General features: G+C 60.7%; 4 protein-coding genes. All 4 read right to left on the minus strand.

Translation table 11 applies throughout. The annotated features are described in order from the left end of the window. Positions 1-322: 322 nt before the first annotated feature. A complete protein-coding gene (locus NYE24_RS11730; protein ID WP_342478723.1) occupies positions 323-3,901 on the minus strand; it encodes an AAA family ATPase in 3,579 nt (1,192 codons plus the stop codon). Between the two features lies 1 nt (position 3,902). Next, positions 3,903-5,084 (minus strand): exonuclease SbcCD subunit D, encoded by a 1,182-nt coding sequence (locus NYE24_RS11735; protein WP_036690310.1) that lies wholly within the window; start codon positions 5,082-5,084, stop codon positions 3,903-3,905. 509 nt (positions 5,085-5,593) lie between these two features. Further along, positions 5,594-9,781, minus strand: coding sequence for a UvrD-helicase domain-containing protein (locus NYE24_RS11740; protein ID WP_342478724.1), 4,188 nt, complete (start codon positions 9,779-9,781; stop codon positions 5,594-5,596). After that, positions 9,778-13,338, minus strand: coding sequence for a helicase-exonuclease AddAB subunit AddB (addB, locus tag NYE24_RS11745; protein WP_036690313.1), 3,561 nt, complete (start codon positions 13,336-13,338; stop codon positions 9,778-9,780). Before addB ends, NYE24_RS11740 begins: the two co-directional genes overlap by 4 nt. Positions 13,339-13,424 lie beyond the last annotated feature (86 nt).

Genomic DNA, 13,424 nt, shown 5'->3' on the forward strand with positions numbered 1-13,424 from the left:
TTCATCAGCACAATTGGCTCGCTAACCCTCGCTGTAGCATAATGCAGTCGGATTTTCGCATACATTTTGTTCGATTGCCTTAATGGAGGGCGCTCCCTCTATTCGGTAATCCCGCTGCTACTTTTGAGTTTCACCAAAAAAAGACAAAAAAAAGGAAACACCCTTCACAGCTCATATGAGCTGCTTCGGCGGCGGACGTATGAGAAGGAGTAGATTCCCTGTCATACGTCCGCCGAGGTGTTTCAAATAATGTCGGCTTAGCTGTATTATAACAGGGGGTTGGAGGTGTATCTGTGATTCTCATCACAACCAACCCCGTCTTTCACATTTTTTCCAAAAGAATGGTTGAACCCCCACCGCCCTGCTCTGCGGGAACTACAATCAGCTTGCGCGGCAGGCGGGCCCGAAGCTCGGGAACATGGCTGATGATACCGACGGACAGCTGGTCATTATGCAGTCTCTCCAGTGAAGTGATGACGGTGTCGAGCAGATCCGGGTCCAGCGTGCCAAAGCCCTCATCCAGGAAAAAGAATTGCAGCGGATATTGTCCGCGCAGCTGAATCTGGGCTGACAGGGCAAGCGCCAGCGACAGGGAGGTCAGGAAGGTCTCTCCCCCGGATAACGTGGACACCGGACGTCTTACGCCGCCGTTCCCGTCATCCCGGATGACGAAGCCGCCGCCTGAATCCACCTCCAGCGCATAACGCTGCTTACTTAGGAACCTTAGACGCTGTGACGCAGCCTGGCATACCTGCATCAGCTGTTCTTCAGCAATATACTCCACAAAAGCATTGCCGCGCAGCACGGTCTGCAGCTTGGATAGACGCTCCTGCATCGCCGCATGTCCAGCCCGCTTGTCCTCCAGCTCTACCCAGCGGATATGGCGCTGCTGCAGATCCTCCAGATCCCGCTCTGCCCGTGCACGGGCCTGAAGCGAGGCTTCATCCTCCTCTTTGCACCTTAGCAGCGCGTCCTGGCTCTCCTGCCATTCTTCATTGCTGAGCACAGCTCCAGCCAGCTTCTCCTCAATGCTCCGCAGCTGCAGCAGGCACTCCGCCTCTTCTTCGCGGTAGGACTTCACACGTTCAGCGGCCTGTGCCCGTTCTCCAGTCTCCAGCGATGAGGCTTCCACCTCTGCGGCCGAAGCAAACGGCGAAGACTGCAGACTCTCCTCCCACTGGGCGGCGGCGGCGGTATAATGCTCCTGCGCCGATTCTGCCGCCTGGCGGGCTACCGCAGCTTCGCGGGTCTGCTGCTGCGCCTTATCCGCTGCCCGGCGGTGTTCCTGCCGGCTGCGTTCCAGCGCAGTCTGCAGCTCCAGCAGCCTGCGTTCACAGGCGGCCAGCAGCTCCCTGGCAGGCTGGCCGCCGGTCCCTTCGCGCAGGCGCTGCTCTTTATCGCGGGCAAGTGCCTCCTTGCCTTCAAGCTGCGCATCCCACTGCGCCAGCTCCTTATCCAATCCGGCCAGTTGCTCGTTCAGCGTCTGCACAGCGAGGTTTTTCTCGTCCAGGAACTTGACGCTGATCTCCAGCCGGCTGCGGATCTCCTCAGCGCGTTCATCCTTGCCGAGCATCTCCTGATACGTTCTCTCCGCTTCCTCCGGGGCAAGCTCCGGGAAGAGACGACTCCATTCCTCCCTTAGCTTGCCGGCTGAAGCAGCCAGCTCCTCTGCCTTGGCAGACAGCCCCTGCAGCCAGGTCTTCTCTGCTTCGGCACCTGCCGCCTCCTTGTGATACACCTGTTCCAGCTCCTGCAGGGAACGCTGCCAGTCTGAAGCCGCACGGCGCAGCTCTGCGGAGCGGCCTCGCAGCGCGGCCAGCTGCTCATTCAAGGCAGACAACCAGCTATCCAGCGCGGATAGAGCTTGTTCATCCGGAAGCTGCGCGAATGTCTGGGAGCCGGGAGACTCTGGGGTAATTAAGGAATCAGGTGCGGCGTGTGAATCAGAACTGTTCAGAGAGTTAGATGCTGCATCCGAACCGGAACTGCTTGAGAGCTTGGGTACGGGTGCGGCGTGGGAAGTAATGCTTGCCGTCTTGTCCGAAGCCGGCTCCGCCCCGGCCGCGCCAGCGGCTGACTGGTGCAGCGCCTCTTCGGACGCGGCTCCCGCTAGCCCAGCGAGCCACGAGCTATCTTGCTCCAGCAGGCTGCGCAGCAAATGGCGCGCCTCCAGCGCCTGCCGGGCCTGAACGCGGACATGGCGGAGCCTATTGTCCAGCTCCTCAGGGTCTCCCTGCTTCTGTTGAAGCGCAGGGGAGGGGTGATGCTCACTGCCGCATACCGGGCAGGGAACCCCTTCTTGGAGTTCACCGGCGAGCGCCTGCGAGAGCCGGTGAACCTCCTGCTCCTTCAGCGCAGCCTCCAGCGCGCTGATATGCCCCTCCAGGCGGCCGGCAGCGTCTCCCGCTGCCCCTTCGGCCGTCCGCAGCTCTTCCTGGTGCAGGGCGGCGGCGGCTAGCAGTTCCCCGCGCCCGGCATCCAGCGCCTGCCGCCGGGACCCGGCGGCGGCCAGCCGCGCTTCCGCCGCCGCGAGCACCGCCGCGCGGCCCTGGCGTTCACGTTCTGCCGATTCCCGCTGGGCCTCGGCAGAACGCAGTCCCTGCAGTCTCTGCATGGCTTCCTGCAGAGACTGCCGCTCCTGGGAGCGGACCGCCAGCGGCTGCAGGCTCTGCTGCAGCTCGTGCTGTTTCTTTTGGCCGCGGGCCAAAAGCTCACGCTCCCGGGCCAGGCTCTCCCGCCCGGCAGCCAGGCCCCGGGCGGCTTCCTCGCGGCGCGCCTGCAGCGCCGCCCGCTCGCTGTGCAGCGCGCCGAGCTCGGCTTCCAGCTCGAGCGCGCGCCGGTACCGGCCCTCCTCCTCGCGGAGGGCCGGCTCGCCTGCGGACAGCGCGGTCTGGGCCGCTGCTTCCGCTTCTGCCCCGGCCGCCGCCTCCTGCACGGCGGCGGCGGCCAAGCCCTCAAGGCCCCCGGCGCGTGCCGCCCGGGCCTTCCAGGCCTCCTCCGCGCTGCGCCAAGCCTTCAGCGCGGGCAATCTCCGCTCGGCCTCGTCCGCCTTGCCGAGCTTCTGCTCCAGGAGGAGGATCTGCTCCTCCTTGGCCAGCAGACCTTGCCGCTGCGACTCGCGGCGGGCCCGTTCCTCCTGCAGCTCGCGGATGCGGACGAAGCGCTCGGCGCGCTCCGCAGCCTCCGTGAGCCGCCCCCGGCAATCCGCCGCATGACGGATCGCCTCCTGCACACGGACGGCGGCCGCTTCCACATCTGCCTTGCCCGCGCTGCCCAGCCCCTGCTGCTCGGCTTCCAGAGCGCGCAGCGCCGCCTCGTTCTCCTTGACGCGGCGGCTCAGCTTCAGTGCCAGCCCATCGCCGTACTGTTCCAGATGGAACAGACGCTGGAGCATCTGCCTGCGGTCCACGCCACGCAGCGACAAGAACTCGGCGAATTTGCCCTGCGGCAGCACAACAGCCCGGGTGAAATCGTCCATCTTCAGCCCGATGTGCTCTTCGACACAGCGCGTAACCTCGGCCAGCTTGTCGGCCATCACAAGATCGCCGTCCGCCTTGACCTCGATGAAACGGCTGATTGTATTGCTGACCGACTGCTCCCCGGTGCGTTTGAATTTCCGTTCCACACGGTAGCGCCGCGCCCCGGAAGAGGAGTTCAGCTCGAAGGTGAAGGCCACACTGAGCTGGTCCTCGGAATGGTTCATAATTCCCTGGGTTCCGTTCACGGCGCGCTCCACTTTGCCGTACATCGCCAGTGTAATGGCGTCCAGCAGACTGGATTTACCGCTGCCCGTCGGACCAAAGATCCCGAACAGCCCCGTCTCGGTCAGGCTGGCAAAATCAATCTCCTGCTGCGCACGGTAACTCTGCAGCCCGGATAATTTCAACAATATCGGCTTCAAATCAGTTCTCCTCCCCTTCCGCAGCATCGTGCCGCTCTTCTTCCGCCAGCTCCAGGAACAGCGCAATCAGGCTGTCATCCGGCTCCGCGCCGCCGGTCTGGCGCTGATAGAACCTGCGGAACAGCTCCTGTACCGGCATGCGGGAACGGGACATTTCTTCCAGCTCCTGCTCCATCTGCGGGTAGATCGGGCGAATATGGACGATGCCCTCCCGTGCCTTGCGCAGCCGCTGGATATCGTTCATGGACATGGCCTCGGTCAGCCGCAGCTCCAGATCGATGAACGCCCCGGCGTCCCGGCCCTCATCCAGCCAGCCGTAGACCTCCTGCAATCCGCCCGCAGACTTCCAGTTGACCAGCGGCCGCCCGCAGCGGAGATAGATCTCCTCGAACACCGGCTCCCCACCCGGCGCGACATCAATCATGGCCACCGATTTGGCCTGACCTGCTTCAGAGAAGCTGTAAGCCAGCGGGGAGCCGCTGTAGCGGATCATCCCGTCGCCTTTGACCCGCTGGGCGCGGTGAAGATGCCCAAGTGCCGTATATTGCGCGCCGCAAGAGAGTGCCGAAGGATCAACGGTATACGCACCGCCGACCTGGATCGGCCGTTCGGAGTCACTCTCCACGCCACCCAGCACATAGATATGGCTCATCGCCAGATTGACGGTCTGCGGGGTGAACTCGCGCCCAAGCAGATTCATCAGCCGCCCGACCCGGGCACTGTAAGCCAGCCGCAGCTCAGCCTCTCCGCTATCCCCCGCAAGCAGCTCGCCGAGCCGGGCTTCAGAGGGGTAAGGGAGTGCAGCGATTTTGGCAATCTCGCCGGTTCTGAGCGCATGCACAGTGACCGGTTCCGAAGTCGGCATTCCGACGAGCGTAATCCCCTGCCTGCGGACAAGCGGGGACACGGAAGCTACGCGCTCAGGCTGGTCGTGATTGCCCGAGATAACCACCAGCGGACGGCCGCCTGCCGTCAGTCGGGCCGCCGCGTCATAGAACAGCTGCTCCGCTGCAGCCGGAGGATTCACCGAATCGTAGACATCCCCCGCCATCAGAATCAGATCTGTCCCGGAGGAATCGGCAATCTCCACCAGCTCATCCACGAACTGCTCCTGCTCCTTCTGCCGGCTTCGGCCCTCCAGCGTCCGCCCCAGATGCCAGTCTCCTGTATGCAATATGCGCATTTCCGCCCTCTTTTCCCCGCCTGTCTGCGGCAATCATATATAAAAAGCACTTAAGATTTGAACTCAAAGCTTGGCCGTCGCTTAGTTGAACATTTGGACTTCCGTCCGCTGTTGTCCTCTGATTTCATTGATCTTTCATTCTGTTCGAGGTTGAAGTAGGTTGACAGCGGCTGCACCTCATCATCGGCCATTTAATCCTGCACGAAATACAACCTTCCTGCGCCAAGAAGCCTTCTTATACTGGAATTGTTGCAAGAAAGACAACTTTCCCCCTGCTACAGGCCGATGTACAGAGCTATTCTTGTATTTCATACAGCAATCCGATCCAACACGGCAGCAATGTCTACACTCAAGCTGTAATAAGTACAACATTCCGCAACATTCTAAGGGACAAAAACAGTCAGTTCATTCGCTCAGCCAACGCTCGCCAGACCGCAAGCCTATAATTTGTCTTAGCTACCGTTCAGCACTCTATATCCGCCGCTGTTACCGCAACCCTTCTCCACCGCTCACAATCTCACAGCATGTCCGCCTTCGAAAAAGTACAGCCATATCTCGCTGACCGGCTCGCCCAGAATATCCAGCAGCGCCTTGCTGTACAGCTCGAGCTGGAAACGGTATTTGTCTGACAGCTGTGCAAGCCCGTCCCCGTGCGGAGGGATATGATCTGTTTTGTAATCCAGCAGAATCAGCCGTCCCTTTTCCCGGAACAGGCAGTCGATCACCCCTTGAATCATTACTGTCTCCGCAAAATCACCGCCGCCGCGTTCATCCGCAAGTCCGGCAGCCGCTTCATCCAGATAGTCAAGCCCCCGGTAGGCTTCACCGGCTGGCATCGTGTAGCTGAAGGGCTGCTCTCTGGTCTTCCATACAGAGTGGAAGAGTCTGTGGCCCAGCTCACTCCGGCAGAACTGCCCAACTTCCTCCAGCACCACCGCATCCGCCTGTTCCCTGCTAAGGATAGCAAGCCTTACAAGACGCTCAAGCGTAGCCTCCAGCACTGACCGGTCTAACGGCTCATCCAGGGGAATATGCTGCATCACCGTATGGTAAGCCGTTCCGCGCTCGGCAGGGGTAAGTCCCCGCTGCTCCATGAATTTCGGCCGCTGAAGATGCAGGCTGTCCCTATACCCGCGCTCTTTCCGTTCGTCCGGTCCACCCGGAAGCCTCCGCTCCTCCAGTTGGTCGTAAGAAGGCTGCTCCTGCATCGATAATAATCCCTTGAGCTCGGTGACCGAGGTCTTAGCAGGGATGCTTGAGGCTGCCGTGTACCGGTAAGTCCAGCCCAGTCTCTCCGCAATCTGTGCAGTAGCCGGGGTCTCAGGTGTTGACACCGCGCTGCCCCTGTGGAGCGCCTCCAGAATGACCCGGCGTTGTTCGTTCTTGTCCTGATCGCCGTCCCCGGCAAGGAAAGCGCCCGGGCTAAGCTCCGCTGCTCCAGTCACCGTAATACTCCAGTTCGACTCATCGCCATGCAGCACCGTGGATACTGGCCCCTCGCTGCCTGCCAGCTTGCGCAGAATAGCAGCGGCAGGGTGGCGGATCAGCGCCGGTCCCACCCAATCCAGATAACTGCGGCCCCGGGCCAGCAGGTGATCCGCCAACAGCAGCTCTTCGCGGCCCTGCATCGCTGCCCAGCCCGAAACCGTGCGCGGCAGATCCCTGACCGTGCCGACCAGAATCATTTTGTCACGCGGACGGGTCAGTCCGACATAGAGCACGCGCATCTCCTCAGCGAGCAGCTCCAGCCGCGAACGGCGGTTAATCGCCAGATAGGGCAGTGTCGGGTAGCTGACCCGGGTCTCCCGCTCCACGAAGCGCGGCCCGAAGCCAAGCTCCTTGTGCATCAGGAACGGAGAATGCAGGTCCTGACGGTTGAACATTTTGGCCATGCCTGCCAGGAAAACAACAGGGAACTCCAGACCCTTAGACTTGTGGATCGTCATAATTCTGACGCCCCCGGCCTCCTCGCTGCTTCCTCCGGCAACCCCCAGATCGCCGCCGTTCTCTCTCAGCCGTGAGATGAACACCAGGAAGCGGAACAGTCCTCTGGCCGAGGTCTCGTTCTCGAATTGAACAGCCCGGTCATACAGCGCCTTCAGATTGTTCTGGCGCTGAAAGCCTCCGGGAAGCCCACCGACCCACTCCAGATACCCGCTCTCACGGTAGATCCTCCAGATCAGCTCGCTTAAGCTTCCTTGCCGGGCAGCATTTCTCCAGTTCTCCAGCCTATCCCTGAAGGACTTAAGCTTACGCTGCAGCGTAATAGGAATATCACGCAGCGCCGCCGAAGCATCGGTTCCGTCAGTTATACCTTCCTGTACACCCTCATTTGCTGACGATGGCGTAAGCTCTGACGCAGCGGCTGTCTCTCCGGCTGTGTCACCGGTACCGGCATCCTGCCCCGCAAGCAGCGCGGCATCCCAGAACAGATCCGGCGGATTGTCCCGCAGTGCCTCTCCTGCTTCAGAAGCCGCAACCAGCGCATCGTAGAACGTCCCTCTGCTGCACAGCCGCACCTTCGCCAGCTCCTCCTCCCGGAGATTCACCACCGGTGAGCGCAGCACTCCGGCTAGGGGAATGTCCTGACGGGGATTATCGACAATCTGCAGCAGGGAGAGGGCAATCTCCACCTCCGTAGCCTGGAAATACCCCTTGTTCTGGTCACCGTACGCCGGAATCCCTTCAGCCCGCAGCTCCTCAATCATCAGCGGCGTCCATACCCGGGCCGAACGCAGCAGAATGACAATGTCGCCGTATACTACGGGACGCATGATCCGCAGTGCTTTATCATAGATCAGCAGCGGCTCACCGCCGGTCATTCCCGTCATCTGCGAGATACGCCGGGCAATAGCCCGGGCTTCCAGCTGTGCAGTCTCACTCTCAGCAGCCTCCAGCTCCAGAAGGGGCAGCTCATCGCCCTCTGCTGCTTCGTCCGCCGGCCCTGGGGCAGAGCCTCCCTTATCAATCAGCAGCAGCTCCGGCGCAAAATAAGTATCCGGGCCTTTCTCCGCAGCTCCCGGGAAGTTCGCTCCGTACACCAGCTCTGCCCTCTCATCATAGCTGATCTCCGCGACATTGCTGTCCATGATCTGCCGGAAGACCATATTCACCGCATTCACCACTTCCAGCCTGCTGCGGAAATTGCGGGCCAGATCGATGACCAGGCCATCTTCCCGTTCCTCCTGTCCCGGATCAGTCCCAGCCGCCCGGCCCTCTGCCTCACCGTCATGCAGATTGTTGCCTGCACTGTCTCCGTAAGACAGCCCATTACTGAACCTGCGGTATTTGTCCAGGAACAGGCCCGGCTCCGCCAGGCGGAACCGGTAAATACTCTGCTTCATATCCCCGACCATGAAGCGGTTGCCGGGGGCTTCCCGGGAGATCAGCCGGACAATCTCCTCCTGTACACTGTTGGTGTCCTGATATTCATCCAGCAGCACTTCGTCGAACTGGCTGCGGTACTCCATCGCCGCATCCGACGGGAGAGAACGCCCGGGCTGCGAGTCCTTATGGCGCAGAATCTGCAGGCAGTAATGCTCCAGATCACTGAAGTCCACCAGCCCCCGGCCTGCCTTCTCCAGCCGGTAGCGCTCGCCGAACGCAATTACGGTCTCCGCCAGCTCCTGCATCAGCGGAGCCGCCGTATGAAGTTCCCCCAGGAAGGATTCCGCCGGACGGCCGAACAGGGATTTTTGCAGCTCGAGCAGGCTCTTCTTCACCTGATCCCGGATCGCCTTCACGCTCTCCTGAAGCAGCGGATCAGTGGCATCCTTCTTGCAGGGCTTCAGCTTCCCGAAGGAGATCTCCATGAAGATATCATACAATCCGGCCCAGGGCTGCGAGTCCACCGCGTCCAGCAGGCCCTGCGCCATCTCCAGATCGGCAGCTAGATTCTCCGCATAAGGCGCCGGACCTCCGGGCTGAAGCGCGATCTCACGCCCCTGCTCCAGCTGGCTGACCGCGCCCTTCAGCGTAAGCCGGGCTTCGGCAAGAATGCTCTGCACCCAAGGCGTATGGCTCAGAGCCTCAGCATCCGGCAGCGCAAAGTCTGCTGCGGTATCCCGCAGCCACTGCGCAGGCCAGGGATGGCTGCGCGCAAAATCATGCAGCCGCTGGATCAGCGAATGCACTGCATCATCGCTTCGTTCACCGCTGAACCAGTCTGCGAGCTGCACAAACAGGGTATCTTCCCCGTCCCCGGCAACCTCGCCGTATTTCTCCTCCAGCAGCTCTTCCAGCAGCTCCTGGCGCATCATCTCCGCCTCATGCTCATTCAGGATACGGAAGCCGGGATCAATCGGAATCATCTGGTAATACCGGCGGATTACTTCAAGGCAGAAGGAATGCAGCGTGGTAATGGAGGCTCTGCCCAGGAGAGCAAGCTGGCGGCGCAGATATTCGTTCCCGCCCTCACTGTCCTCCGCAAGCTTACGCTCCAGCGCTTCCCGGATACGCTGGCGCATCTCGGAGGCGGCAGCCTTGGTGAAGGTTGCCACCAGCAGCCGGTCCACGCTGAAGCCAGCTTCCTCATTGCTGATCTTGCGGATAATCCGCTCGACGAGAACCGCAGTTTTGCCGGAACCGGCTGCCGCCGCCACGAGAATATCGCTGCCGCTCTCGGCAATGGCGCGCCATTGGTCGTCACTCCACAGACTGCCTTCCGGCTTCGTCTCGGGTATAGGTCTTGTGCTCACAGCTTCTCTCCTCCTTTGCGGGACAGCAGATCCCAGATCACTTCTTTGCCCGGCTTACTTAGAATGTTATAGCTATTGCCTTCCACCGTCTCATCGAACTGGCAGACGGGACGGAAGGAGCAGAAGGTGCAAGCCGTTTCCTGCTGGATGCGGTAAGGCTGTATTGCCACATCCCCCTCCGTAATGCTGGTACCGATCTCCGAGATCGTGCTGCGCACCGAGGACCGCAGCTGCCCCCACTGCTCTGGGGTAGCTACAGATGCGCTGCTGTAGAAGCTGCCGTCGCTCTTCAGCGCTACCGGAACAATAGAGGAATACCCTTTGTCGAGTGTGGTATCCATCAGCGAGACCACCTCACGGTCGGCGGTCAGCAAGCCCTTCATCTTGAAGCGCTTCATCAGCTCCTGCTCCGCCTGCTCCCGGTTCATTCCGTTGGCTGAGGTCAGGAGCGGATCATGAACGTGGAAATAGAGCGCCCCGGCAGGCAGAGCTTCCTGGCCAAGCCATTGCTCGGAATAAGTCAGCAGCACATCAAGGTACGTTAACATCTGCAGCGACAATCCATAGTAGACCTCATGCAGCTTGAGGTCCTTCTGGCTTGATTTGTAGTCGATAACCCGCAGCAGAATCCCCTGCTCCCCTTCAGCCTTATCCACCCGGTCAATCCGCCCGACCACCTCCATGACACAGCCGTTCGGCAGTGTAATTCTCAGCGGAGGCAGCTCCTGTCCCGGGCCGAAATCCAGCTCCAGCCCGACCGGCTCGAAGCTCCCGCGCCGCGAATGCTCCCCGAGGATGACCGAAGCGCGGCCGACAATATTCTTCAGCTTGCGAGAAATATAGCCGTAGCGCTTGCTGCTCATCAGAATCTCTCCCTGTAACAGCGGAGACAGCTTGTCTACGGTTTTCCCCGCTTCCGTGCGGCATTCCTCCGCAGTCATGCTGCCCCAGCTGCGGCCTTGCTCCTGCAGCCGCTTCGCCATCTCACTGAGGGCCGCATGAAAGAGTTGCCCGATATCCGGGGCTTGGAGCTTGTAGAGCTGGCGCTCCTTCAGCCTCAGCCCGTAGGAGGCGAAATGGGAGAAGGAGCAAGCGACAAACCGTTCCATCCGTGACACGCTGCCGCGCAGCGTGGAACCGCCATACAGGCGCAGGCTTGTCTCCTTCTTCAGCCGTATGCCTTCATTGCGGTAGAACAGCGAGCTGAGCAACCGCTCCAGCTTCAGCTTCATGGACAGATCCGCATGGCGGTATTCCGCTGCCTGTTCACCCGCAGGCTTGTCTGCGCCCTGCTCCGCTGCAAACCAGTTATAGACCTCCCACCACATGCCGGGTATCTCTGCTCCTTGACGCCACTGGCGGAGCTGAAGCAGCAGCATGCGGAGCGTCTGCTCAGGATGGCCGATGAAGTCCATATGGACAGCGTCGTCGTCATTGCCGCTCTGCGGGAAGCCGGAGAGGAATTGTTCATCCAACATATGCGGGAACATTCCCTGCAGCTGGCGGATGACCTCCGAAGGCAGCAGCGCCTTGCCCTCATCGTCAGCCACAGCATAGCTGATCCACAGCTTCCTGCTGGCCGTCGTAAGCGCATTGTAGATCAGGAAGCGCTCATCCAGCAGCTTCCGGGATGAGCCCGGCGCAAGCTCCATACCAGACTTCTCCAGCAGGAGGCGCTCCCCCTCGGAAAGAATTCCGTCTTCCTTGAACTGCGCCGGAACCACTCCTTCGTTGAAACCGAGCAGGAAGGCGTACTTCACCCCCGACACCCGGGTACGGTCCATCGTACCTACCAGCACCTGGTCAAGTGCGGGCGGGACGAGCCCCATCTTAAGCTCTGCCAGACCGGTCTCCAGCACCCCGGCGAACAGGCTGAATTCTATCCGTTCTTTGCCCATCATCTCAGCAATCTGGTCCAGCAGACCCAGAACAGCGCCCCAGAGCTGGCTATGCTCCCGTGCGGCCTCCGGACGGCCTTGCTTCAGAGACTCCGCTCCCATCCCTTCAAGCTTGCGTGCCGCTTCCGTATCCTCCAGCAGCAGATATACCGCCCGGCATAGCTCCAGGCCGCTGCGGCTGGCTTTGATTCTCTTCTCAAACGCCTGCAGCGGTCCTGTAATCGCACTCCGGCAGGCTTCCATTCTGGATAGCATGGCTTCATCTACAGCCTCACTTCCCTCCAGCGACAGGCGGGGAATCCCCTTCCAGGATCGCCCGTCCGTCCAGCGGTAGCCGTGAATGCCGCAGGCCAGCACGTAATTCTCCAGCTCATCCATATGAGTGCGGGTAATGCTTCCGTCCAGCGGCAGCAGCAGCTCTGTCTTCACGCAGCGGAACACATCTTCATAACGCCAGCGGCGGCGGACGACATCCAGGGCGGAGCGGATGAATTCCACCAGCGGATGATGCAGCTCACTGAGCTTCTGGTCCAGGAAGAACGGAACGCCGAAGTCCTGAAATAACGGAGCAATCAGCGGCTCATAATCGGCCATATTGCGCATGAATACTGCCATTTCCCCGTATTTGGCTCCCGATTCTCTGGCCAGGGCCTGCATCTCCCGCAGCACGCCCTCCACCTCGGTGCGGCGTGAAGCCGCAGCCCGGATGCTGATGGCTTCCTTCACCTGTTCAGCCGGTCCTGCCCAGGGATGCCGGCGCTGTAATCCGCGCTCCAGATGGGCGAGTACGGGAGCGTCCTTGAACCTTGGGAGGACGGGCGGAGCCAGCAGCTCATCCCATACGGTAAGTCCCATCTCCTCCGCTATTCCCCGCAGCTTAATATAAGTAACCACCGCCGGATGGAACAGATCCAGCTCATGCGGGGCAACGCCCGCCGGATAGATCCGGTCCACTGTGAGCGCAATAGTCATTGTGTCCGCGTACTGCATCAGCTCACGTAAGACGACAAATTCCTGGTTGCTGAAGCCGTGGAAGCCGTCCACCCAGATCTCGGCGCCGCGGATATAGGCAGAGTCCGCAATATGCTCAGCCAGTTCGGCCAGTCTATCCTCTTCATCTATATAGAGCTGTGACATCTCCTGGTCCAGCTCGCTGAAGACGAGATGCAGATCATCCAGCTTCCCGGCCAGAATAGGGCTGCCCAGCGTGGCATCCCGCATTCTGCCGATCTGCTCCTCCAGGTCTCCGGCTCCAAGACAGCAGCGCTTAAGCTCCGTGTGCAGACTGCTTAGCCGCTCTACAAATCCCGGCCGGTCCGAGGAAGCGCCGAACAGCTTCAGCTCCTCCTTGCGTTTGCTGATAATCTTGTAGATCAGCATCTTCTTGCCTTCTTCACTGATGGGCAGACTCGCGCTGCCGCCGGTCTCCTGCTTCACCCGGTAGGCAAGCCGCGAGAAGCTGAGCGTCTGGGCGCGCAGACTTCCCTTCACGCCGCCCGCCGCCAGCAGTCCCCGTTCCGCTCCGAACGATCCCTGTTCGGGAACAAGTATAATGATCGGGGCTCCCAGCGGCTCTGCCTTCAGCCTGGAGGATACCCGCTCCCATATTGTAGTCGTCTTGCCGCTGCCCGAGCGGCCGATGATGAAGTTAACCGTCATTTCAGCAGACTCCTTCCGTTGAACCCTGGCACTCTATGACACCAGAATCTATGAAACTTCTCGTCTCAATAGTATAGCATACCTCC

This window comes from Paenibacillus sp. FSL H7-0350, assembly GCF_038593195.1.
Lineage (GTDB): Bacteria > Bacillota > Bacilli > Paenibacillales > Paenibacillaceae > Paenibacillus_AQ.